Annotated in this window: 20 protein-coding genes; 2 read left to right on the top strand and 18 right to left on the bottom strand. The window is 57.6% G+C overall.

What is annotated here, in order from left to right; all coding sequences use genetic code 11:
• The first annotated feature begins 397 nt into the window (after positions 1-397).
• Complete coding sequence (gene nucS, locus O3648_RS02000) at positions 398-1,111, top strand: endonuclease NucS (RefSeq protein ID WP_279740532.1); 714 nt, start codon at positions 398-400, stop codon at positions 1,109-1,111.
• Between the two features lie 223 nt (positions 1,112-1,334).
• Here the strand turns inward: nucS and O3648_RS01995 are convergent, their stop codons facing one another.
• The 13 genes from O3648_RS01995 to O3648_RS01935 form a co-directional block, all read right to left on the bottom strand.
• Complete coding sequence (locus O3648_RS01995) at positions 1,335-1,592, bottom strand: F0F1 ATP synthase subunit epsilon (protein ID WP_279740530.1); 258 nt, start codon at positions 1,590-1,592, stop codon at positions 1,335-1,337.
• Between the two features lie 2 nt (positions 1,593-1,594).
• Positions 1,595-3,058: a F0F1 ATP synthase subunit beta gene (gene atpD / locus O3648_RS01990; RefSeq protein WP_371568089.1), complete on the bottom strand. Its 1,464-nt coding sequence runs from the start codon at positions 3,056-3,058 to the stop codon at positions 1,595-1,597.
• A 56-nt stretch (positions 3,059-3,114) separates the two neighbouring features.
• Entirely contained in the window at positions 3,115-4,056 is a 942-nt protein-coding gene (locus O3648_RS01985; protein WP_371568088.1) for a F0F1 ATP synthase subunit gamma, read from the bottom strand.
• 75 nt (positions 4,057-4,131) lie between these two features.
• Complete coding sequence (gene atpA, locus O3648_RS01980; RefSeq protein WP_371568086.1) at positions 4,132-5,757, bottom strand: F0F1 ATP synthase subunit alpha; 1,626 nt, start codon at positions 5,755-5,757, stop codon at positions 4,132-4,134.
• Between the two features lie 187 nt (positions 5,758-5,944).
• Positions 5,945-6,757 (bottom strand): F0F1 ATP synthase subunit delta, encoded by an 813-nt coding sequence (locus O3648_RS01975; RefSeq protein WP_279740525.1) that lies wholly within the window; start codon positions 6,755-6,757, stop codon positions 5,945-5,947.
• Positions 6,757-7,314 carry a F0F1 ATP synthase subunit B gene (locus O3648_RS01970; RefSeq protein WP_005506460.1) on the bottom strand — a complete coding sequence of 186 codons (558 nt, stop codon included), beginning with the start codon at positions 7,312-7,314 and terminating at the stop codon, positions 6,757-6,759. The genes O3648_RS01975 and O3648_RS01970 overlap by 1 nt, the downstream gene beginning before the upstream one ends.
• A gap of 51 nt (positions 7,315-7,365) precedes the next feature.
• Positions 7,366-7,569 (bottom strand): ATP synthase F0 subunit C, encoded by a 204-nt coding sequence (gene atpE / locus O3648_RS01965; RefSeq protein WP_005506461.1) that lies wholly within the window; start codon positions 7,567-7,569, stop codon positions 7,366-7,368.
• Positions 7,570-7,711: 142 nt separating this feature from the next.
• The gene (atpB, locus tag O3648_RS01960) at positions 7,712-8,503 is read right to left on the bottom strand and encodes a F0F1 ATP synthase subunit A (protein WP_005507804.1); all 792 of its coding nucleotides are present in this window, start codon (positions 8,501-8,503) and stop codon (positions 7,712-7,714) included.
• 113 nt (positions 8,504-8,616) lie between these two features.
• Positions 8,617-8,877 (bottom strand): hypothetical protein, encoded by a 261-nt coding sequence (locus O3648_RS01955; protein ID WP_279754629.1) that lies wholly within the window; start codon positions 8,875-8,877, stop codon positions 8,617-8,619.
• Positions 8,878-8,905: 28 nt separating this feature from the next.
• Entirely contained in the window at positions 8,906-9,472 is a 567-nt protein-coding gene (locus O3648_RS01950; protein WP_371568083.1) for a hypothetical protein, read from the bottom strand.
• Entirely contained in the window at positions 9,472-10,749 is a 1,278-nt protein-coding gene (locus O3648_RS01945; protein ID WP_371568081.1) for a glycosyltransferase family 4 protein, read from the bottom strand. The genes O3648_RS01950 and O3648_RS01945 overlap by 1 nt, the downstream gene beginning before the upstream one ends.
• Positions 10,750-10,963: 214 nt before the next feature.
• Positions 10,964-12,922 carry a polysaccharide biosynthesis protein gene (locus tag O3648_RS01940; protein WP_371568079.1) on the bottom strand — a complete coding sequence of 653 codons (1,959 nt, stop codon included), beginning with the start codon at positions 12,920-12,922 and terminating at the stop codon, positions 10,964-10,966.
• A complete protein-coding gene (locus tag O3648_RS01935; RefSeq protein ID WP_371568155.1) occupies positions 12,922-14,886 on the bottom strand; it encodes a glycosyltransferase in 1,965 nt (654 codons plus the stop codon). The genes O3648_RS01940 and O3648_RS01935 overlap by 1 nt, the downstream gene beginning before the upstream one ends.
• 428 nt (positions 14,887-15,314) lie before the next feature.
• Here O3648_RS01935 and O3648_RS01930 point away from each other — a divergent pair, with 428 nt between their 5' ends.
• Positions 15,315-16,316: an NAD(P)-dependent oxidoreductase gene (locus tag O3648_RS01930; protein ID WP_279740512.1), complete on the top strand. Its 1,002-nt coding sequence runs from the start codon at positions 15,315-15,317 to the stop codon at positions 16,314-16,316.
• A 160-nt stretch (positions 16,317-16,476) separates the two neighbouring features.
• Here the strand turns inward: O3648_RS01930 and O3648_RS01925 are convergent, their stop codons facing one another.
• The 5 genes from O3648_RS01925 to thrB form a co-directional block, all read right to left on the bottom strand.
• Positions 16,477-17,655, bottom strand: coding sequence for an L-threonylcarbamoyladenylate synthase (locus O3648_RS01925; protein WP_371568076.1), 1,179 nt, complete (start codon positions 17,653-17,655; stop codon positions 16,477-16,479).
• Positions 17,656-17,825: 170 nt separating this feature from the next.
• Entirely contained in the window at positions 17,826-18,734 is a 909-nt protein-coding gene (gene prmC / locus O3648_RS01920; RefSeq protein ID WP_371568074.1) for a peptide chain release factor N(5)-glutamine methyltransferase, read from the bottom strand.
• Between the two features lie 168 nt (positions 18,735-18,902).
• Complete coding sequence (gene prfA / locus O3648_RS01915; protein ID WP_049337341.1) at positions 18,903-19,985, bottom strand: peptide chain release factor 1; 1,083 nt, start codon at positions 19,983-19,985, stop codon at positions 18,903-18,905.
• Positions 19,986-20,128: 143 nt separating this feature from the next.
• Positions 20,129-22,273 carry a transcription termination factor Rho gene (rho, locus tag O3648_RS01910; RefSeq protein WP_279788707.1) on the bottom strand — a complete coding sequence of 715 codons (2,145 nt, stop codon included), beginning with the start codon at positions 22,271-22,273 and terminating at the stop codon, positions 20,129-20,131.
• A 512-nt stretch (positions 22,274-22,785) separates the two neighbouring features.
• Positions 22,786-23,754, bottom strand: a complete 969-nt coding sequence (gene thrB / locus O3648_RS01905; protein WP_279740504.1) for a homoserine kinase — start codon at positions 23,752-23,754, stop codon at positions 22,786-22,788.
• Positions 23,755-23,864: the final 110 nt, after the last annotated feature.

The raw sequence follows: 23,864 nt of genomic DNA, 5'->3' as shown, positions 1-23,864 counted from the left end.
ATCGGGCGGTAGCATTCGGGGCATGTGTAGGTTTTTTGGGCGTTGACGGCTGGAATGTATTGCACCAGCCAGTCACCGTATCGGTCACGTTCTAGTCGGGGCGTAGGGTCGAGAATCCTGCTAATATCACGCCCTGCGGGTGCTTGACGGTGCCACTTATCGCTGGTGGTGCCGGATGCTCGCCTGCCGGGATGATTTTTACGTGCCATGAGCCCTATTCTACCGCGCCACTCAACTATCTCTACCTACCAGCCCTGCCGCTGTTCGCTATGCGCTCTTCCTCATCCGGAGGCAGTACTCCTCCCCGCTTTGTGCCGCGACCTGCATCGAGCTCAGGTTCCCTAGCTCATACCCTCACCTGCTAGAGCCAAGCACTCGTACCTGCTAGAGTGGACGGATGCGTATTGTCATTGCTGAATGCTCCGTAGATTATGAGGGCCGCCTTCGCGCCCACCTGCCCCGCGCTACCCGCCTACTAATGGTCAAGAATGACGGCTCCGTCCTCATTCACTCCGACGGTGGTTCCTACAAGCCCCTGAACTGGATGAGCCCTCCCTGCTCCCTGCTGGTGGCTGAGCGCAAGGACGTTCCGCAGAGCATCCGTGAGGAACTGGAGTCTGATGTTCAGCAACTGTGGACCGTACAGGCGGCTAAGAGCGATGACCGCCTCATGATTCGTATCTACAAGATTGAGCACGAGCACGCCACCGACCTGGGTGTTGACCCCGGCCTCATCAAGGACGGTGTGGAGGCTGACCTGCAGCGTCTACTTGCCGAGCAAATCCACACTCTCGGTGATGGCTATTCGCTGGTGCGCCGCGAGTACCCAACCGCTATCGGTCCGGTAGACATCATGGCGAAGGATGCGCACGGCATCTCCGTGGCGGTTGAGCTTAAGCGTGTGGGCGATATTGACGGTGTTGAGCAGCTTACCCGTTATCTGGAGCTGCTCAACCGTGACCCGCTGCTGGCTCCGGTGCGCGGCGTGTTTGCGGCACAGACGATTAAGCCGCAGGCTCGTACCCTGGCTGAGGACCGCGGTATCCGCTGCGTGAGCCTGGACTACGATGCGATGCGCGGCGTGGACGATTCGGCTGACCGCCTGTTCTAAACGGCTCTAGCTAGGCGGCTACACATAGAGTGAGGGGGCCTCCCAACCGTGGGAGCCCCCCTTTCTGTGCGCATCATCTTTCTAGGCACGCTATTGTTTTGCGCGCTCTCTTTTTGCGCACATGACCTGTCCCGTATACACCAATCGCCGGTGCCCTTCCCCTGTCGAGGAGGAACACCGGCGAGGTGTACACACTGTCAATTCCCCGTGTGGGGAACCGGCTTTAGATATGTGTGTGCTTTGCAGCGATGGTCACGTGGTCGTTCGAGACGGTCAAGAAACCTGCGTTGAGGATGGTCTTAATGGGCTCACCCTCAATAGGTTCAATGAGCAGCTCGCCGTCCTGTGCCAGCAGCGTGCAGGTGGGGATCATACCCGGCAGGATACCAAGGTCACCGCTAACGGAGCGTGCACGAACGTACTTCGCTTCGCCAGTCCACACGACGCGTTCGCGGGAAACAACTTCAACTTTCAGAGCCATGATTACTTAGCTCCAGTCTGTGCCTTGATTTCCTCGTAGCGGCGCATAACGTCGTCCATACCACCAATGTTGTAGAACGCCTGCTCGGGGATGTGATCGACATCGCCGTTGCAGATCATCTGGAAGGACTCGATGGTGTCCTTCAGCGGAACGGTCGAACCCTCGACACCGGTGAACTGCTTTGCAGTGTAGGTGTTCTGGGAGAGGAACTGCTCGATACGACGTGCACGTGCCACGACAATCTTCTGTTCCTCGGAGAGCTCGTCCACACCCAGAATCGCGATGATGTCCTGCAGTTCCTTGTTTTCCTGCAGAATAGCCTTCACGCGAATTGCGGTGTCGTAGTGCTCCTGGCCGATGTACTGTGCGTCCAGAATTCGGGAGGTGGAGGACAGCGGGTCAATTGCCGGGTACAGACCGCGCGATGCGATTTCACGAGAGAGCTCGGTGGTCGCATCCAGGTGCGCGAAGGTGGTTGCCGGCGCCGGGTCGGTGTAGTCATCCGCAGGCACGTAAATTGCCTGCATGGAGGTGATGGAGTGACCGCGGGTGGAGGTAATGCGTTCCTGCAGCAGACCCATTTCGTCCGCCAGGTTCGGCTGGTAACCCACTGCGGAGGGCATGCGGCCCAGCAGGGTGGAAACCTCAGAACCTGCCTGCGTGAAACGGAAGATGTTGTCGATGAACAGCAGCACGTCCTGGTTCTGAACATCGCGGAAGTACTCCGCCATGGTCAGACCGGTCAGTGCCACGCGCAGACGGGTTCCCGGGGGCTCATCCATCTGGCCGAATACAAGAGCGGTGTCCTTCAGAACGCCTGCTTCTTCCATTTCGACCCACAGGTCGTTACCCTCACGGGTACGCTCGCCAACACCGGTGAACACGGAGGTACCACCGAAGTTACGAGCCACGCGGGTAATCATTTCCTGGATCAGCACGGTCTTACCCACGCCTGCACCACCGAATAGACCAATCTTACCGCCCTTAATGTAGGGGGTCAGAAGGTCGATGGACTTAATACCGGTCTCCAGCATTTCGGTGGAGCCTTCCAGCTCTGCGAAGCCGGGAGCGGCACGGTGAATCGGCCAGTAGGTGTCAGCCTTGATCTCGGAGTTCGGCACGTCGAGTGCGTCACCGAGAACATTGAAGATGTGGCCCTTCACGCCGTCACCAACGGGGACGGAGATCGGTGCGCCGGTATCGACTACAGCCTGACCACGGACCAGGCCGTCAGTCTGCTGCAGGGAGATAGCGCGAACGATTGAGTCGCCCAGGTGCTGTGCGGTCTCGAAGGTGATGGTGCGGGTGCGACCGTCGAGGGTCAGCTCGGTGGTCAGAGCGTTGTAAATCTCGGGGACCTGACCGGCGGGGAACTCGACATCGACCACGGGGCCGATGACGCGGGCAATACGACCCGTTGCGCCCTGAGTCGGTGCGGTGACCGATTCGTTGTAGGTGGCAGTCATATTTCTCACTTACTTAGAAAGTTTGGACAGTTGATGGCTTCGTTGGCGTACCAATACTAGGAGCCGAGGGCGTCTGCGCCGCCCACGATTTCAGAGAGCTCCTGAGTAATTTCCGCCTGACGTGCGTTGTTCATCAAACGGGTGTACTTGGTAATCAGCGTCTCAGCGTTGTCACCTGCGGTCTTCATTGCGCGCTGGCGGGATGCCAGCTCACTTGCTGCTGCCTGCAGGAGGCAGGAGAAGATACGGGATGCAACGTAGCGCGGCAGCAGCTTGTTGAGTACTTCCTCAGCGGAGGGTTCGAACTCGAAGGATGCCGCCTGCTCGTACTCAGCCTTGGTCAGTTCCTGGTCGGGAACGATTTCCTCGCCCATAGCCTTTGCGTCAGCCACGTGGATGGGCAGCAGGCGCAGAATCTTAGGGTCCTGAACAACCATCGATTTGAACTCGGTGTACACGATGTGCAGTTCGTCTACGCCGCCCTCTTCGATGGGCAGGTCGTAGGCTTCGAGCAGCGCGTCACGAATTTCGACGGCGGTTTCAACACGAGGTGCATCGGTGTGGCCCTCCCACGCACGGGCGTAGGGGCGCTCACGGAACTCAAAGTAAGCCTTTGCCTTACGACCGACCAGGTACAGCTGTACCTCCTGGCCGTTAGAGCGCAACCTCTCAATCAGAGATTCAGTACGACGCAGGATAGCCGAGGAGTACGAACCAGCCAGGCCGCGGTCGCTGGTAATAACCAGGATTGCGGAGCGGCGGTGTTCGTAGGTTCCGAACTCGTGCGGCTTATGAATCAGCGGGTGTTCGATACCATGCTGAGTCGCAACCGCAGTCACCACACGGGTCAGAGCGTTTGCGTAGGGGCCGGCTGCCTGAGCAGCATTACGAGCCTTGTTAATGCGGGAGGTCGCGATCATCTCCATCGCCTTGAAGATTTTCTTCATAGACGACGTCGAAGCAATCTTCTGTCGGTAAACCCTAATCTGGGCTCCCATAGAGCTTCCTTTCTCCTTGCTTTCTGCCCCGCCCCAGCCTCATAGCTGAGGCGGGGAGAAGGCGAGGACTAATCGCTAACCGATGGTTTCCTGAGTGATTTCGCTATCGTGAGCTGCCTTGTGTTCCTCGTGACCTGCGTTGACGAGGTGGCTGCTACCCTCAGACTTGAAGCCCTGCTTGAATTCAGCAACTGCAGTCTTCAGCGCGGCAACGATGTCATCCTCAAGTTTGCCGGAGGAAGCGATATCGGTTAGTACCGAGGTCTTGTGACGCAGGTACTCGATGAAGCCTTCTTCGAAGCGCAGCACGTCGGAAACCTCAATGTCATCGAGGTGACCGGAGGTACCAGCCCAAATGGAGACAACCTGCTCTTCAACTGCGTACGGGGTGTACTGCGGCTGACGTAGCAACTCGGTCAGGCGAGAACCGCGGGTCAGCTGTGCCTTGGTAGCGTCGTCCAGGTCGGATGCAAACATTGCGAACGCTTCCATCGAACGGTACTGTGCCAGCTCCAGCTTCAGGGTACCAGAGACCTTCTTCATAGCCTTGGTCTGTGCGGCACCACCAACACGGGAGACGGAGATACCTACGTCAACTGCCGGACGCTGGTTAGCGTTGAACAGGTCGGACTGCAGGAAGATCTGGCCGTCGGTAATGGAGATGACGTTGGTCGGAATGAAGGCGGAAACATCGTTTGCCTTGGTCTCAATGATCGGGAAGCCGGTCATCGAGCCAGCACCGAGGTCGTCAGAGAGCTTAGCGCAACGCTCCAGCAGACGGGAGTGCAGGTAGAAGACGTCACCGGGGTATGCTTCACGTCCCGGCGGGCGGCGCAGCAACAGGGACACAGCGCGGTATGCTTCTGCCTGCTTCGACAGGTCGTCGAAGATGATGAGGACGTGCTTGCCACCGTACATCCAGTGCTGGCCGATAGCCGAACCGGTGTAGGGTGCCAAGTACTTGAAGCCTGCTGCGTCGGATGCAGGAGATGCCACGATGGTGGTGTACTCCAGCGCGCCACGAGTCTCAAGGGTGTGGCGGACAGCTGCAATGGTGGATGCCTTCTGGCCAACAGCCACATAGATGCATCGAACCTGCTTGTCGGGGTCACCGGAAGCCCAGTTGTCCTTCTGGTTCAGAATGGTGTCGATCGCGATAGCGGTCTTACCGGTCTGGCGGTCACCAATGATCAGCTGACGCTGACCGCGACCGATCGGAATCATCGAGTCGATTGCCTTCAGACCGGTCTGCAGCGGCTCGTGAACCGACTTACGCTGGGTCACGCCGGGAGCCTGCAGCTCCAGTGCGCGGCGGCCTTCGGACTCAATGGGGCCAAGGTCATCGATCGGGTTACCAAGGGGGTCAACAACGCGACCGAGGTACGCGTCACCAACCGGCACCGAGAGGACCTCACCGGTGCGGTGTACGACCTGGCCCTCTTCAATACCGGTGAAGTCGCCCAGGACAATCACACCAATATTGCGGGTATCCAGGTTCTGTGCGAGGCCGAGGGTGCCGTCTTCGAAACGAAGCAGCTCATTCGCCATAACCGAGGGAAGACCCTCGACACGAGCGATACCGTCGGAGGCCGATACAACTCGACCCACCTCAACACGTTCTGCATTGCCGGGTTCATAAGACGCTGCAAACTCGTTCAGCGCATTACGGACATCGTCGGCATTGATGGTCAGTTCGGCCATCTTGTGTCCCTGCTCTCTCATTGTGGTTGCATTCCGATAACGGAACCAACCGAAACTTGCAATTCGGGTTGAACGGGTGGGCAATGCCACTGCTTCTGTGAAGGGGGCATATGCAACGCACCCGCTACCCGAGGTATCTTCTAAATCACCGTTGCGACGAACGGTCCAGCGTCGCTAGCTTGAGCCGCTAGCCGATGGCACGAGCCAGATCGGACATACGGGTCTCGACGGTACCGTCAATCACCTCGTCGCCCACCTGAACACGCAGACCACCCAGAACGGCGGGGTCCACCGAAACGTCGAGCTTCAGCTCACGGCCGTACACGGCGTTGAGCGCACGACCGAGACGTTCAAGCTGTACCTGCGACAGCGCAATCGCGCTAGTTACTCGCGCAATGTAACGGTTCTGTCGCGTGACGATGATTTCTGCGAACTCATCGGCTACCCGTGCAGCGTGACGGCCGCGGGGGTTGGAGCCAACTCGTTCGAGCAGAAGCACACCTTCGGCAGTGGTGGCGGGGCCACCGAGCGCCACGGCGAGCTTCTTCTTTGCTTCTTTGCTTGCCTGATGGTCGGACAGCGCTTCCTGCGCCTGAGTGTTGGATTCAACGGTACGCACAAAGGTGAGTAGTTCGTTGAGTACCTCGTCCAGGGCGTCCACGCCACCGCGAGACTGAGCCGATGCGGTCACGGCGAGTACTGCTGCATACTCCAGGGCATTCGCCAGATCAGCATCATCAGACCAGCGCTGAGCCACCGCATTGGTGAGAACAGCCATAGCCTGAGAAGAGATCTTGCCGCCGAAGACGGTGTTAGCGATACCCTGACGTGCTGCTGCATCACGCGAAGAATCGGTGACAGCACGGCGCAGGGTGCCGTTGTGGTCGAGAACATCAACCACAGCGAAAAGCTCGCTCGCCAGGTTCAGGGGTTGCAGGGAAGCGTGAGCTTCCAGTACCTCTTCCACCTTGCTCAGTGATTCAGTAGATACTCCTGCCATTACCGAGCCGCACCTGCGTTCTGCTTCTCGGTTTCAAGGTCAGCAAGAAAACGATCTACCACACGGGCCGATCGCTCATCATCGTTGAGGGCTTCGCCCACAATCTTGCCGGCAAGGGTCGTAGCAAGAGTGCCAACCTCGGAACGGAGGGACACTGCTGCTGCCGCACGCTCTGCCTCGATAGCCTTTGCCGCATTATCGCTAATACGCTGAGCCTCAGCGGTTGCACGCTCGCGAGCATCGGCAATAATTGCCTCGCCCTCTGCGCGTGCCTCTTCACGAATCTTCTGAGCCTCCAGTCGAGCGCTTTCGAGCTGCTGGGTGTACTCATCGCGAGCCGCTGCAGCCTCTGCCTGTGCCTTCTCGGCCTTGGCAAGGCCACCTTCGATTGCTTCCTTACGGTCCTGGTAGATCTTCTCGAACGCCGGGACAACGTACTTAGCAACGATGTAGTAGAGGATCAGGAATCCGATGAGGGTAATGACAATTTCCCCGACGTCGGGAATCAAGGGGTTCGAAGTTGCCTCCGCTCCCCCATCGCTTGCCAGATAAATCATGGAGGGAATCCTGTTCTATGGGATGGGTCGTTTAGGATGTGGCAGAGCCGGTTACTTGATGAAGACGAGAACCAGGCCCAGAATTGCCAGTGCCTCGACCAGTGCGAAGCCCAGGAACAGCATGGGCTGCAGGGTCTTCTGGGACTCGGGCTGACGAGCAACGCTGGTCATGTATGCCGCGAAGATCAGACCCACGCCGATGCCGCCGCCAATAGCTGCCAGACCGTAGCCAACCGCAGTGATGGAACCAACCATTATTTTTCCTTTCAACAGTGTTCGACCGGGAACATACCCGAACCGAACAGAGTTTGATTTGAGTTATAGCCCGCACAGTGAACGTGTGGGTTGCTTTATTCACGCCCAATGACGAACGTGAAAATCTAAAAAACTAGAGAGTTTAGTGCCCCTCGGAAACCGAGCCCTGCAGGTACACAGCCAGCAACAGAGCGAACACATAAGCCTGGATGCACTGAATCATGAATTCCAGGAAGTACAGGAACATGCCCAGAGCACCGGGTGCAATAGCAGCCAGGTAGCCGATGCCGCCCAGGGTCTCAACCATGTAGGTCACCATACTGGATGCAACCATCAGCGCCAGGTGACCACCGAACATGGTCGCAAAGAGACGCAGTGCGTGAGTTGCGGGACGAATCAGCAGGTTCGAGAAGAACTCGATCGGGATCAGGATGGGGTAAATCCACACCGGCAGACCCGACGGCATGGTGATGTCCTTGAAGAAGCCGCCCAGGCCCTTGCGCTTGATACCAACACCAACCCAGGTCAGGTATGCGACGCCAGCCAGCGCGTAGGCGCTACCGGGGTGGGAGAAGGAGGGCAGCTGAACAAACGGAATCGAACCGAAGAGGTTGTTCACCAAAACAAAGAAGAAGGAGGCGAAGAGAATCGGCACGAAAGGCTTGTAGTGCTGTACGCCCAGGGTTTCCTTGCCGAGGGAGTTACGAGCAAACATGTAGCCAGACTCAGCGATGAACTGAGTCTTGCCAGGAACCATGGCGCGCTTACGTGCTGCGGTGAGGAAGAATACCGCGATAATCACCACGGACAGCAGAATCAGTACGTTCTGCTTACCGAATGCGAAATCACCAATGGTGAAGAAGGGGGGCAGATGCATGTCTTCGGGGGTCGGCGGCACATAGGCTTCCGCGAGGATCAACCCGTTCTCGATCAAAGCAAGTCCTTTCTTGCTACTAGTGGCTATCAAGAGCCCATGTCTGCCTATAAAACGACTGACATGCTAACTACATGGATGAATGTGTGACCTAGCGGTCCGCGTTCGATGACCTAGCGGTCTTTATTCTGCCTGGTCATATGGGTAAAGACGAGGGTCAAACCTCCAACGGCGCCAATCAAGACACCAACCCACACCAGCCAGGTAGTGGAGAAGACCAGGTCACCAAGGTAACCGATGCCTCCCCACACTGCTACACCGATGATCAGATAGAGAATCGACATGACTGCGCCGGAGAGACCTCCGTCAGATACCAATTCTCCGGTAGAGCGGAGCTTTTTATCTCCGTCCCACCATTTCTTCTCTTCGGCCAAACGTATTTCCTTTCAAACACCGATCGCGTTACCGACCATGGTCTTCTAGATCGGTGTCGAAGTATAGAATTCTCAGTCGTGCGATGCTGACCGTTTCAATAACAATCCACAGAATCACACCGGTACATGCGCCTGCGAGAGTCCAACCGTGCCTCAGACTCTCGGGGAACGGCACAAAAATCAATACCAGACCAAGTAGGGCAATCTTCACAAGGTAGCTCACCACCAGCGATTTGGGTACACCCCAGTCTAAAATGGGAGCAACCAACATAACTAATACGCCCAGAGTGAAGCATATATAGATTATCAGAAAGCCCAAAGTTATTCCTAGCGCGCCCACAGGGCCCGCAAACAGGTATGCACTCATCATACCGCCCAACCAAGCCAGCAGAGAGTAAGCCGATACCCTATAGAACAAAAATTTCCAGGAAAGCTCCTGGCTCTCAAAAGAAGAGGCCGTCAAACCTGCTTGAGCACGCTCTCGGCGGCGTTTCTGCTGCCATCTACGTTCCGCCGGCGGATACCACAGAACGTCCACCAAGCGCCTCCATACAGGCTCAACAGGAACCTGAGATTTGGGCTGTCCAAAAACCATTAGTGTTTCTCCCCACGGTTCTGATTTGACTGAGTGGAAGAAGGGGGAGCAGAAGAGGACTGACCCGCACGATCTTTCACAGACACAGAATCGGGCATAATCGGCTCCGGATGCAACAAGGTCGGCTCCACATTCTCAGGAGTCGCCGGAACACCGGTTGCAGAAGTCAACGAACCAGTAGCAGGCTCCGAAACAGTCTTCTTCGTCTTAGGAGCCGATGCAAAATGCTTCGACAAATCAATCGCAGAAGCAGGAGCCACGCCGCCAAAAAGCTGCGGCATACGCAGATACACCGCCAACACGGCAAGAGCCACCATCACCACACCCACAGTTGCCACCACAGATCCTGCAGCATACAGGTCAGATGCGAACGCCAGCAGCACCCACACCAGAATCGTCGTACCCGTCACCACAGCAGTCGAACCAAGGTGACTGAAACCAACATCCGTCAGACGCTGATAAGTGTGAGTACGGTGCGGCTTGTACCACTGCTCCCCCGCCATAAAACGACGGAACAGAGTAATACCAGCATCCGCAAGGTAGGTCACCAGCGGAGCAAAAGACAGCAGGAACGGAACATCTGCAAACCACGCACCCACAGCCATCGCACCCAGCGCCGCACCCAAAACATAAGAACCCGCATCACCCAAAAACACGTTCTTACCAGGGCGCACATTCCACGGCAGGAACGCCGCAAAAGCACCAGCAACAGCCACACCAGCCAAAGCCAGCCACGGCAGGTTCACCATCCAGCCGGTCAGCGCATAAGCCAAACCAGCCACCAGACCGTGAGCACCAGAAATGCCGTTAATGCCGTCCATAAAGTTCGCCACGTTAATGTATCCGGCAATAAAAATCGCGCCCAGAATCAGCAGCAGAACGTTCGTGCCCTGCACCGTCGCAAAGCTTACGCTCACCAGCACACCAATCACCAGTTGCAGGCCCGCACGACGCATAATACTCACGCCGTGAATATCCTCCAGCCAGCCCAAAGCAAGAGCGCACAAAATCGCCACGGCAATCGTCACCGCCAGTTGCAAAGACTCAGAAGAACGGTATGTCCAGCCGAACATAGTAGCCATCACAAACGCCAGCAGAGTCGCCGCAGCAGTCGCCAGACCCATACCGCGGTAGGTCGGAGCAGTATGCGAAGAACGTTCATTAGGAACATCCACCATATTATTGCGGTGCAAAATCGGGCGCACCGCAAACGGCAAAAGGGCACCCAAAACAAAAGCAAGAGCAAAAATACTCAATAGCTCAGAAAAGGAGGTCATACCAGCTCCAAGGCATTGCGCCGTCGAAGCTGGAACCAAGCTCCAGAATCGCGGCTGAGGGACGATGTGTGTGCAGTATATGTTTACTTCGTATTCTATAAAACTATTCACCAACGCGGGGTTAGCCTTCACAGAATCCAGTGCCGCGCAAAGAGCAAACACCGGATACCGCACCCGCCATGCAAGTACAGCATCCGGTGTCATTCCGTAAAGATTAGAACGTCTGTGCATCCGCCAGAGTACGCGGATCCGGGGCACGCTCCAGGCCATGACGCTCATAGCCGCTGTGCTCTCGATAGTTCTGAATCCACAGCTCATAATCGAGCTCATCAGGGTTAAGTGCCGGGGCACTCGACCGGGAAATATACCGGTTCTCCTCACTGGGTACCAGCTTCTCGGTACCGCCGAAGAGAGCCTCATCTAGCTTCTCACCCTTACGAAGACCTATCTCCTTGATCTCCACGTCATACCGCTCATACGCCTGGCGCATTGCCTTTGCAACATCCAGAATCTTGACCGGCTGACCCATATCCAGCACCATGACCTCGCCCGGGCGACCAATAGCACCGGCAAGCATCACCAGCAGGCAGGCATCGGTAATCAGCATGAAGTAACGGGTCGCGCGCTTATCCGTCAGGGTAATCGGACCACCTGAGAGGATCTGCTTCGTAAAAAGCGGCTTAATCGAACCGCGCGAACCAAACACGTTACCGAAACGAACCGACACGTAAGTGTTGCCGGTCTTCTCGCCAAAGTACGCGGTCAGACGCTCCGCCACACGCTTGGACTGGCCCAGCGCAGTCTTCGGGTCAGCAGCCTTATCGGTCGAAACGTTTACGAAGGTCTTCACGCCCACCGCCTCCGAGGCACGCAGCACGTTGAGAGTGCCCAGGGAGTTCGTCTTCCACGCCTCCTGCGGGTAGGCCTCCAGCGCCGACACATGCTTCAAAGCCGCAGCGTGGAAGACCACCTCGGGGCGACGGTCACGGAAAATCTCCAGCAGGTTATCACCCTCACGAATATCAGCCAGAATAATGCGGTCATCATCCAGACTCGACTCGTGAGTAATCGAAACCTTCGTCTCCATCAGCAGAGTCTCATCATGATCAAGCATCATGAGAGTCTTAGGTTTAAACTCACTAATCTGACGGCACAACTCAGAACCAATCGAGCCGCCTGCGCCCGTGACCAGCACACGCTTACCGTGCAAGTACGAACGCAGAATATCGCGGTCAATATCGTAGTTAATCTCGCCACGAATCACGCGCATCAGGTCGTTATCGCTCGCAGTAATCAGACGCTCACCCATCAGGCGAGCATTCGCGCTACTAATACGCTGAACCTCAACCTTAAGCTTACGCATGCGGTTGCAGAAGGACTCGAAGTAATCCTCCGACATATCCGAAATCGTCACCAGAATCTTACGGGTACCCGACTCACGAATCACCTGCTCCAACTCGAGGTAAGTCGTAATCACCGAAATCCCATGGAACTTGGTACCAGCCTTCAGCTGGTCATCATCAAAGACAGCAATCGGGCGAAGCTTCGCCTCCTCATCATGCAGCATCGAATCCATGACCATGCCGCCAATAAAACCGGCACCGTACACAATCACGGGCTCACCAGTCAGCTCGCGCACAGCACCGCGCTCAGTGTACACACGCTTCGCCATACGGGCACCAGCCATCATAATCAGCGAAAACGCACCCGCAATCGCAGGCACACTATGCGGAATATGCGGCAGACCCAGCAGCTCATCCACAAAGGAGAAAGCAGTCAACGCAGCGCCCGCACTCAAAGCAGCCGCACCGGCACGCCACGACTCGTCAAACGAACCGTACGAATACACGCCGTTATAAATCTTTACGCCCGCCAAGCCAACAGCCAGGTGCAACACCATAGCCAACGTAGCGGTCATCGTCAATGACGCCGGGTGAATAATATCGAACACCGAGCCGTTACTGAGCAACACACTATAGCGGAGCATGTAGGCGAACAAAACCGACAAAACCCAGGCGCTCGAATCAAGCAGCGCCTGCGCAATCAGCCACCACGGCTTACGCTCATACAGGCGGTTCACCAGCATCGTGCCAGAGTCACCCTCCGTCACCATCGTGCCGCGCTGAGCAGCCTTCCGCATCAGCACATGAGCGTGAGGTTTCAACTGAGCCACTACATGCCTCCTTCAGATGCGGTACCAGAAGAACGAGAAGAAGCACGAGCCGTCAAAGACGACAACGCACGAAACGCCGAACGGCGCACCTGCTCAGGAACAAAACGGTACACACTACGCACCGCCATGTTCTGAGCCCACTGAAGCTTAGAAATACCGTGGCCGGTGTACAGTCGACGCTGAATCGCCACATCCTGCAACCAGGCGTCCACTCCCCCGCGCTTCGTGTACGCGCCCGCACCCGCACGGTAACGCACCAGCGCATCGGAGATATTGCCCAGACGGTAGCCGGCATCGCGCAGACGCATCCACAGCCACCAGTCCTCAGCGCCGGGTACAAACTCGTAACCGCCCAGCTGCTGCACGGCGCTCTTCACGAACGCCACAGACGGGTGATAAATCGGGTTGCGCGAGTCCATCGCGCTGAGCAGACGCTCAGAATCAATAATCGCCTCGCGGGTCGACTCCACCGCAGTATTGCTCTCATTCACCTCAAGCATGGCAGAGCCCAGCACCGTGTAGCCGCCCTGCACCAGGGCAGGAATTAGACGCGCAAAACGAGTCGGCTCAGACAGGTCATCAGAATCAGCACGAGCCACCAGCTCACAGGAACACGCCTGCAGACCGGCGTTCAGCGCCTCCGCCAAACCAACATTCTGAGCCAGCTCCACCACCTGAATCGGCGGGCAATCCAGATTCTCAGCGCGCTGAACCCAGCGGTCCACCACGGCATCCAGCTCGCGGGTCAGCGGGCCGTCCTTCACCAAAACCAGCTCAGAAGGACGCACTGTCTGGTTCAGCAGATTCGACTCTAACGCTTGATCCAAGTAAGCGGGGTTCTCTTTCGCATACAGGCTCATCAGCACCGAAAAATCAGGGACAGAGCTCACGCAACCACGCGCCTTCTCAGAGTCAATGGCGCTAACAGTAGCCGGCACGCCGTATCGGCCGGGGAAAGTCAGCGGATAAACGCCCTCAAGCACCTGAGCATTCGGGCGAGGCGCACGCAAACCATCACGCACACCATTGAGGAAATACCCCAGGTAGGTGCGGCGATCATCAGTACGCAGAACAGTAGAAATCCACAAACGCGCCGACGAGCCACCATAGAGCAGCTTCTCCAGCGGGTTTAGGGTACGCGAGCGGGTAAAGACCCACAGCTTATTACGCACATCGTTATAGAAACGCGGACCCGGGTCAGCGTTCGTCGTACCAAAAGTCTTCGTGTGGTGCTTAGCCACCGAGGAAGGCACTGCAATGCCGTCACGGTGATGAATCAGACGAGTCGAAAACTCGAAGTCATCATTCCAAATGAAGAACTCAGCAATCGGCAAACCACCGTTACGGCGAATAGCCTGCGCATCCATCAGAATCGACACGAACGAGGCGCTACGAATCGGGCGGGCCCCCACCGCCTGCGCACGAGCATGACGCTGCTCCCCTGCCGCAAACATGGTGCGCGGAGTATTCATCGGGTGGTCCTCACCGTTCGTCCACACCACACGAGATGCCACCACCGCGGGGCGCTGCGAAGGCACCGGCGAATAGTTCAGCCAAGCGGCAACCGCCTCCGACAGGGTGTTCTCGGTCGGCTCGGTGTCATCGTCCATAACCCATACCAGGTCTGGGTTATGGCGTTCCAGGGCGCGGTCAATACCCACTGCGAAACCACCAGCACCGCCCATATTGCTCTCCAAGCGGATGCAGTCCACCGGCAGCTCATAATCCAGGGCCCGCAGATACTCGGCAGTACCGTCCGTGGAAGCGTTATCAACAATCACCACCGCCGCAGGTACGCGCTCACCAGAAGCGATACCAGCGAGAGTCTTCGGCAGCAGGTCCTCACGGTTATAGGTCACCACCACGGCAACCGTGCGGGGATATTCCTTCAAAGAATCATGAGAAGAAGACTGTTCGGAAGAAGGCTGGGCAAAAGCGGTCATGTTGCTGTACTTCTCTGCCATAAGTTCTCCCTCCGCGGCGCGATGCGCCTGAATCAGCCGGTACGCGATAAGCCATCCCATGCTGGGCGCTTCTGGTGTTTCTCGCGCCCACGGCATTCAATCGTGTGGATATATCACTCAAAGAAAACATTTTACCCGTGCTCTCCACTAGAGAGTGAACCGTCATCCCAAAAGATGCCCTATATAACAAATAAACAACCAAATTCAGTTGATTTATCCGCATAGCGGACGTACCCGCACACCCACTTTTGAGTATCCATCAAGCTATCAGTTTCACAGCCTGTGTTTGCGCTGTGCACCCCGTGCGAAAAAACGACCAGAGACCGAATAAAACCCCACAGATTCCCCATAAACTGTTCAAATATGGGAAAGTTGAAATAACCCCATTTTTCCCCGCAACGTTCGCGGGCTCGTGAGAGGTAAAAGAGATGTCCGAATCCAAGTGGAAAGTCATTGGTGCCAGCGGCTTCGTTGGTTCCTCCATCGTCGCGCGTCTGAACACAGAAGGTATCAGCGTCGACCCCATTGAGGCACCTCGACTCGCAACCCGAGCCCTTGACGTAGACAGCATCATCGACGAAGCAGACCAGCTTGAAGGCATCATCGACTCCCTCGCAGAAGCCTTCGCGGGCGCGCAGGTCGTCGTCAACGCAGCGGGCCTCGCAGCACCCAATATGCAAGATCTGCCCCCGCTCATCGGCGCAAACGCCCTGCTTCCCGCCGTGATTGCAATCGCTGCACAGCGCACCGGCGTACGCCGCGTCATCCACCTCTCCTCCGCAGCGGTACAGGGCCCGCGGCTCGTGCTGGATGATTCCGAAGAGACCAACCCATTTAGCGCCTACTCCTTCTCCAAGGCACTCGGTGAAGAAGCACTGCTCGATCTGCAGGACTACTTCCTCGAAGAGCACCCCGACAGCGCACCTGAACTGTGCATCCTGCGCGCAACTAGCGTGCAGGGCCGCGGCCGACGCACCACCGAGCTCTTCGCCAAGATGGCGTCCTCCCCCTTGGCGTCCGTTGCGGGTGCAGGCACCGGCAAGTCTCCGGTCTCTAGCGTTCATGCCCTCGCAGAATTCGTGGTCATGCTCGGCACCTTCCCCGGTAAGCTGCCCACCATCGTGTTGCAGCCTTGGGAAGGCGCAACCGTCGCCTCCGCATCCGTGGATGCTGGTCGCCGCCACCCGCACCGCCTGCCCGAATGGCTCTGCCTCGCAGCCGTCAAGGCAGGCTACACCGTTTCCGAGCTGATGAACGACAAGTTCGCTGGTTCCGTGCGCAAGGTCGAGGTCATGTGGTTCGGCCAGGGCATCGACGATTCCTGGGCACGCGACAACAACCTTCTGCCCACCCCGCGCGTACGTGAAGTACTGCGCAACGCCCACACCGCGCTGGGCAAGAAGAAGGACCGCCGCTTCGACAAGAACTAGGTAGCACGTGTGCTCTCCTAGAGGTACACAGCTGAGGCACACAGCCTAGAGGGCTCATAACGTATAGGGAACCCCGATATATCTGATTGATATATCGGGGGTTCCCTATATGTTTTATGCTCCGAATTCTTACACTCCGAGCTCTACAACGTGCAGAAGTTTAGAGCTGATTCTCCGGCATGTCCTTCTGCTCGGTCTTTGCCTCAGACTCGGTCCTAGCAGCTTCAGTCTTGGTTTCTGCTGGCTTAGCCTCACCCTGTGTGGCAGTCTCAATCTTCGACTCACCAAAGACCAACGCGCGAGCAGTATCAGCAGGAACCGTGTGAGTCTGCGGCTCATCCGCACGAACCGGCTTCGGAGTGTTGTCACGGTATCCACGCGAACGCTCCTGATCCACGCTGGTGCTGAATGCAGAAGACAGCGCCGAAGTAGCGCCCATCAGGGATGCAGCAACAGAGCCGGCAGCCGGTGCCGAAGCGCGACGAGCAGGCTCACCGCTCACAGTGTGAGTGCTGTCCCACTGCTCGTACGCCTCATCCAGGTCAGCCTGCTCATCCAGAGCACGCTCAGAAGAAGTCGACTCAGACGACGCAGACCCAGCTTCCTCAGCCTTACGAGCCGCCTGCTCGTCAGCCTCCGCACGAGTCAGGATGGTCGGAACAACTTCGCGCAATTCCTCCACCGGAATTGCACCCTCACGAACCACCACGTAGGGGAAGGAGGTGCAATCCAGAATCGTGGACGGTGCCGGCTCACGCTCAGTCACCACAACCACGCCGTCCTCATTCGGCTCAGATTCAAGCGGCTTAGGACGAGCGCCACCGTCAATCACCACGGCAACGTCCTCACCCAGGGACTCCAAGGCGGTCTGCGCGTCCAGTGCGGCTTCCTGACCGGTCTTGTTTGCGCTCGAAACCGCCAGCGGACCGTGTTCAGTCAGTAGCTTCAGGGCGAACTCATCATCGGGAACACGTACGGCAACGGTACCGCGGGTCTCACCCAAGTCCCAGCTCAGCGACGGGTACGAGTGAAGAATAATAGTCAGCGCACCGGGCCAGAATCGACCACCCAGGTCATAAATATCATCCGGAACGTCGTCGACCACGCCAGCGAGCGCAGCAAGATCAAAGATCAGCACAGGCGGCGGCATGGTGCGGTCGCGGCCCTTATCTGCCAGCAGCTTGGCAACGCCCTGATGCGAGAAAGCATCTGCGGCAATACCGTAGACGGTATCGGTGGGCATCACAATCGTGTCGTGTGCCTTCAGCGCCTCGCGGGCAGCCTCGATGGCCTCGCGGGTCTCAGTTTCAGTCGTTACGGGGTACAGCTTTGCAGTCACGGGTCTTATTCTCTCATGTTTTTCTTGGTGCGGCGAGACACCGGCACCCACAACGCGCCATGTGGAAGCAATCTTCCGGGGGTTCGCCATATTTCACTGGCTCTGAGCTGGTTACCGAGGGGGGACGCGTTACCTTCATGCAGCCCGGTACGGGCTAGGTGGTGCATTTACTAGTCTAAAGGTTCTAGTGGGTGCGGTTTATAACCGACGCTATGACGCGGACGATTATTCAGGTCACGCACCGAGTAGCACCCCTCAAAGCCGACGCGCGCCAACAGTTCGGCGACGGCTTCTTCCTGGGTGTCGTCGTGCTCCATGATGAACAGACCGCCGGGTGTAAGAAGCTCGAAGGCGCGGGCGGCAATCGCGGAGGGTATCTGCATGCCGTCCTCTCCCCCACCGTACAGCGCCATGTCCGGGTCGTGCAGGGCGGCTTCCGGGTCGGCAGGTACGTTCGCCGGCGGAATGTACGGAGGGTTCGAAAGTACCGCTTTGAAGGTTCCGGCAAGTTCGGGCAGGGCGGTGAGAGCGTTCCCCTGTACCAGGTGCACACCGAGCGGCTCCAGGTTTTTACGGGTGTAGGCGATGGCATCTTCGGAGAGTTCCACCGCGAACACCTGGGCGTTCGGCAGTTCGCTCTTGATTGCCGCGGCGATAGCGCCGGATCCGGTACACAGGTCGACGATGCGCAGCGCACCAGTTGCCGAATCGGTGCGTGCGCTTAGCACTTTGAGGGCTTCTTCGACGAGTAGTTCGGTCTCGGGGCGGGGTACGAACACGCCCGGTCCGACCGACAGCTCTAGGCGGTAGAAGGGAGCGGAGCCGGTGATGTGTTGCAGCGGTTCGCGGCAGGCGCGGCGGGCGACCAGCGCCTCGTACTCTGCGACCTGGTCGGGAGTGAGCCTTTCCCCCATCAGCGCAGCGTGCTGGAGGCGCGAGCGTGAGCCGTCATAGAGCAGGTATGCGGCGAGTAGCTCAGCATCCACTCGGGGGCTGGGCACCTGCGCCAGTACCGCGGTGGCGCGCGTGAGTACCTGAGCGAGTTCTTCCCCACGCGGGTCGTACACATTCACCTTCATGAGCTCTCCTTCTCGTCTCTCAACGGTTCAAAACCTGTCACAGCATATGGCTAAGGGGCTCCACCGCCGTAGCGGCGAGCCCCTCACCAACATCTCACATCGATTCAGCGAATCGGCAAGAGCCTATATACAGAATCTACTTCTGCACAGAACTACTTCTGTACAGGGTTACTTCTGTTCCTGGCCCACCTGAGCGAGGCGGTGCGCCTCATCCATCTCAATAGCGGACTGAACCACAGGTTCCAGGTCACCATTCAGTACGGCATCAAGGTTGTACGCCTTGTAGCCGGTGCGGTGATCCGCAATGCGGTTCTCCGGGAAGTTGTACGTACGGATACGCTCCGAACGGTCCATAGTACGCACCTGCGAAGCACGATGTGCCGCGTTCTCAGCATCAATCTGCTCCTGCTGGTGAGCCAACAGGCGCGCACGCAGAACGCGCATCGCAGCTTCACGGTTCTGCAGCTGAGACTTCTCATTCTGCATCGCCACTACAATACCGGTCGGAAGGTGAGTAATACGCACCGCCGAGTCAGTGGTGTTCACCGACTGACCACCGGGGCCCGACGAACGGTACACATCAATCTTCAGGTCGTTCTGGTTAATCTCGATTTCCTCGGGCTCATCCACCTCGGGGAACACCAGAACACCAGCCGCAGAAGTATGAATACGGCCCTGAGACTCGGTCGCCGGAACACGCTGTACACGGTGCACGCCACCCTCATACTTCAGGTGTGCCCACACACCCTCAGCAGGCTCATTCGAGGAGCCCTTAATAGCAATCTGAGCGTCCTTGTAGCCGCCAACATCGGTGCTAGTCGAAGAAATAATCTCAGTCTTCCAGCCCTTGTTCTCCGCATAACGCATGTACATGCGCAGCAGGTCACCAGCGAACAGAGCCGCTTCGTCACCACCGGCACCAGCCTTCACCTCAAGAATGACGTTACGGCCATCATCCGGGTCACGCGGAATCAGCAGGCGGCGCAGCTTCTCCTGAGCAACCTCCAGCTCCTCCTCCAGACCGGGAATCTCCGCCGCAAAATCCGGATCCTCATCAGCCATCTCGCGGGCAGCCTCAAGGTCGTCCTTCAGCGAAGTGTACTTGTTGTACGCAGTCACGATACCGGTTAGCTCCGCGTAACGGCGGCCCACACGGCGTGCCTTACCCTGGTTCGCCTGCACAGCGGGGTCGGCCAGCTGATTCTGCAGGTCAGCATGCTCATCCAGCAGAACCTGAATAGATTCAAACATTCTGTTCTCTCTTCCATCTCCCGCACTTTACGCCGCACGGGCAGGCACTAGACATCTCGCACCCCTCACAACGGGGATGCACAAAACGAACGTCTCACGCGCCCCACCCACAATCTGGAGGCGGGGCGCGTGAGGTACGAGCCTTAGTCGACCAGACGCAGACCGTTCTTCTGAACCGTCAGAAGAAACTCCACGTTGCTTTCAGTCTTACGCAGCTGGTTGGTCAGAACACCCAGAGCCTGCTCGGGTTCCATGCCCGCCAGGGCACGGCGCAGACCCCACATAATCTTAATCTCATCCGGGGAGAGCAGATTCTCCTCGCGGCGAGTACCAGAAGCGTTAATATCAACCGCCGGGAAGATACGCTTATCCGCCAGCTGACGGGACAGGCGCAGCTCCATGTTACCGGTACCCTTGAACTCTTCGAAGATCACTTCATCCATCTTCGAGCCGGTCTCAACCAGGGCGGTAGCCAGGATGGTCAGCGAGCCACCCTCTTCAATGTTGCGGGCAGCACCGAAGAACTTCTTCGGCGGGTACAGCGCTGCAGAATCCACACCACCGGACAGGATACGACCGGATGCGGGAGCCGCCAGGTTGTATGCACGGCCCAGGCGCGTCATGGAGTCCAGCAGCACTACCACATCGTAGCCGAGCTCCACCATACGCTTCGCACGCTCAATAGCCAGCTCAGCCACAGTAGTGTGATCCTCAGCCGGGCGGTCGAAGGTCGAGGCAATAACCTCACCCTTAACGGTGCGCTGCATATCGGTCACTTCTTCAGGACGCTCGTCTACCAGGACCATCATCAGGTACACGTCCGGGTTGTTCACGGTAATTGCGTTCGCAATGGACTGCAGCATTAGGGTCTTACCGGCCTTCGGCGGGGACACAATCAGACCACGCTGGCCCTTACCAATCGGGGACACCAGGTCCACCACGCGGGTGCCCAGCTTCTTCGGGGTGGTCTCCAGGCGCAGACGCTCCTTGGGGTACAGCGGAGTCAGCTTCGAGAAGACGCGGCGGTTCGCTGCTTCCTCAACGCTCTGACCGTTAATCGCCTCAACCTGAACCAGCGCGTTAAAGCGCTGGCGGTTATTCGACTCACCCTCGCGCGGCACGCGAATCGCGCCGAGCACATGGTCACCCTTACGCAGGTTGTACTTCTTCACCTGAGCCAGGGAGACATACACGTCGTTGGTGCCGGGCAGGTAGCCGGTGGTACGCACGAAAGCGTAGTTATCGAGAATGTCCAGAACACCCGAAATCGGTGCCAGCACATCGTCTTCGCTCAGGCGAGGCTCGTTCTCCTCGCGGCGGCGAGCCTGCTTCTCAGCACGCTCAGCCTGACGGTCACGCTTGGAACGGCGCTCAGGACGCTCGGCGCGCTCTGCACGCTCAGCAGCCTTACGCTCGGCACGTTCACTACGCTCAGTATTGCGCTCTACACGCTCTACGCTACGCTCACGCTTAGTGCGACGCTCGATACGCTCACCATCCTGATCGCGACGACGCTCACGAGTGCGGGTACGCTTCGAGCTCTTCTCACCGTCGGGGGTACCAAAAGTCATGTCCAGGGCAGCGTTCAGACTGTCCAGGCTCGCGGTGCCGTCAGCGGTAGTAGCCTTCAGCTCAGCAGAGTTACCAGACAGGTCAATCTGCTCCGAGCGCTCACCAATACGCTCAGCGGCCAGCTCAGCGCGCACATCCAGCGGAGGAACCTCAGCGGGATTCTCATCCTTACGGGTGCGGGTGCGGCGGGTACGCTTCTCCGCCTTCTCGGATTTCTCAGCCGATGTATCCTCACCCTCAGCGGCACGGCGAACGCGCGCACGCTTCTGAGCGGGAGTCTCGTAACGGGAGGAACGGGTACGCTTCTCAGACTTTTCAGCCTTCTCAGCACCCTCAGCGGGGGCTTCAGCGCCCTCAGTGTTTTCGGTCTTCTCAGCCACCTTAGCCTCGGCGTCCTTCTGGGCGCGAGTGCGGCGAGTACGGCGAGGCTTAGATTCTTCAGCTTTCTCAGCAGCGGGAGCCTGTACAGATTCAGCAGCTTTAGCGGGCGCTTCAGACTTAGGTGCTTCGGACTTGGGCGCAACAGGAGCGGCTACGGCACCACCACGCTGATGCTCCTCAAGAGCCTGAACCAGTTCAGCCTTCTTCAACTTCAGATAGCCGCGGATGCCAAGCTGCTGGGCGAGGACACGCAGCTGCGCGACCTTCAAGTTTGCAAGTTCCGGTGCGGCAGCTGCCGTACCGTACTCATCGGTGACAACAATATTCTTTGCCAACTACAATTCCTTTGGTTATAAGCCCTGAAAATCTTCAGAATAAAGATCGGGCGGGCGCTATAGCGCGGTCAAAGGTTTAGACACTGCTGAAAGAAAACAGCAGTCTGCACCTTCGACTCCCTCGAACCGCGCTGGAGGCGGTTCGCGTCTCTTACCGTACCCGCTGATTCAGACACAGCGAGCACACACGGAAGATAAGGCGCTCTATCACAAATGTGGGTAAGCCCAAACCATCATCTATACAAACCATCTACACGAGATGAAGAGGATGGATTGGTCACTTTGAAAGGGCACCCGCCGCGAAACCGAACCCTCAGAAAAGTCTTCCCTATGCGTCAGGAATAAAGAAAGACGTGAATCCCACAGGCATTCCCCCGAACCTTGCCGGTTCCCGCCCAGATACAAAAAGCATCTGAGGCATCAGGGGAAACGGAAGTACGTTACGAAGGATAGTATCGACGGTCTACATTGAACGACGGGCGAACCTCAATATAGGACGAACTAATAACGTCCTACTGAGTAACTATAACACCTTCAGTATCAATTTCAAGGGGAAGAACCCGCCAGTTCAGGCGGCGATCCACAATAGCGCTACAAGGGTGAGTCGCCGCAAACTCAGCAATCGCTTCCTGAACCTGTCGCACCTGCTCGTCACCGTGCGCAAAGGTCAAAACCGTTGGGCCAGCACCAGAAATAACCGCCGCAAAACCCTGACCGCGCAGGTACGAAACCAGCGTAGCCGATGGCTCCATCGCAGTTACGCGGTACCCCTGATGCAGGTAATCCACGGTCGCATCCATCAGGTACTCGGGAGTATCGGAGAGGGTACGCACCAGCAGCGCCGCACGAGCCGAGTTCGCCACCGCCTCAACGTGGGGCATCTGCGCAGGAATCAGCGAACGGGCAAGCTTCGTCGACACCTCATAATCAGGCACAGCCACCACAGGATGAACATCAGGATGCACCGGAATAATCACGGACTTCCAGTTGCCCATCTCACCCCAGGACACCGACAGGTTGCCGTAAATCGCCGGAGCCACGTTATCCGGGTGGCCCTCCATATCGGAGGCAACCTGCAGCATCTGATCACGGCTCAGACGGTGCTCTTCCGGCAGCAGGCCGCTTGCCGCAGCTACACCCGCCACAATAGCCGATGCCGAAGAACCCATACCGCGAGAATGCGGAATCTTATTATCAGCAATCAGCTTCACCGGGGGCAGTTCATCCAAACCAGCCGCAGTAAAACCAGCCTTCATCGCCTGCAAAACCAGGTGGCTCTCATCGCGAGGAACCTCCGCGCTACCCTCACCGCTGAGCTCAAACTCCAGGCCGGACTCAATACGCTCAACAACCAGCTCATCATAGAAGCCAAGACCCAAACCCATACTGTCATAGCCGGGCCCCAGGTTAGCGCTCGTAGCGGGAACGCGAACCTTAACGGACGCGCCCACCGGAATATCAGAAATATGCAGGGAAGACATGAGAAGAACCTCGCGATCGGTGACGTAATGAGTGAATAAGTGAAAGATACAAAAAAAGGGGCTGTCATGCAGGTGCACCCCGCCCCGCAAACACGGGACGGAGTGCACAT

The organism is Rothia sp. 27098_8_161, assembly GCF_041432905.1.
Lineage (GTDB): Bacteria > Actinomycetota > Actinomycetes > Actinomycetales > Micrococcaceae > Rothia.
The sequence above is the reverse complement of the archived record's forward strand: the minus strand, read 5'-3'. Positions and strand labels throughout refer to the sequence as shown.

Excerpts from the sequence above, each read along its gene's own strand:
- O3648_RS01975 (WP_279740525.1), bottom strand. The coding sequence starts at position 6,757 with ATGGCAGGAGTATCTACTGAATCACTGAGCAAGGTGGAAGAGGTACTG.
- atpE (WP_005506461.1), bottom strand. The coding sequence starts at position 7,569 with ATGGTTGGTTCCATCACTGCGGTTGGCTACGGTCTGGCAGCTATTGGC.
- O3648_RS01935 (WP_371568155.1), bottom strand. The coding sequence starts at position 14,886 with ATGGCAGAGAAGTACAGCAACATGACCGCTTTTGCCCAGCCTTCTTCC.
- O3648_RS01945 (WP_371568081.1), bottom strand. The coding sequence starts at position 10,749 with ATGACCTCCTTTTCTGAGCTATTGAGTATTTTTGCTCTTGCTTTTGTT.
- O3648_RS01950 (WP_371568083.1), bottom strand. The coding sequence starts at position 9,472 with ATGGTTTTTGGACAGCCCAAATCTCAGGTTCCTGTTGAGCCTGTATGG.
- prfA (WP_049337341.1), bottom strand. The coding sequence starts at position 19,985 with ATGTTTGAATCTATTCAGGTTCTGCTGGATGAGCATGCTGACCTGCAG.
- O3648_RS01985 (WP_371568088.1), bottom strand. The coding sequence starts at position 4,056 with ATGGGAGCCCAGATTAGGGTTTACCGACAGAAGATTGCTTCGACGTCG.
- O3648_RS01930 (WP_279740512.1), top strand. The coding sequence starts at position 15,315 with ATGTCCGAATCCAAGTGGAAAGTCATTGGTGCCAGCGGCTTCGTTGGT.
- thrB (WP_279740504.1), bottom strand. The coding sequence starts at position 23,754 with ATGTCTTCCCTGCATATTTCTGATATTCCGGTGGGCGCGTCCGTTAAG.
- atpD (WP_371568089.1), bottom strand. The coding sequence starts at position 3,058 with ATGACTGCCACCTACAACGAATCGGTCACCGCACCGACTCAGGGCGCA.
- nucS (WP_279740532.1), top strand. The coding sequence starts at position 398 with ATGCGTATTGTCATTGCTGAATGCTCCGTAGATTATGAGGGCCGCCTT.
- atpA (WP_371568086.1), bottom strand. The coding sequence starts at position 5,757 with ATGGCCGAACTGACCATCAATGCCGACGATGTCCGTAATGCGCTGAAC.
- O3648_RS01970 (WP_005506460.1), bottom strand. The coding sequence starts at position 7,314 with ATGATTTATCTGGCAAGCGATGGGGGAGCGGAGGCAACTTCGAACCCC.
- prmC (WP_371568074.1), bottom strand. The coding sequence starts at position 18,734 with ATGAAGGTGAATGTGTACGACCCGCGTGGGGAAGAACTCGCTCAGGTA.
- O3648_RS01995 (WP_279740530.1), bottom strand. The coding sequence starts at position 1,592 with ATGGCTCTGAAAGTTGAAGTTGTTTCCCGCGAACGCGTCGTGTGGACT.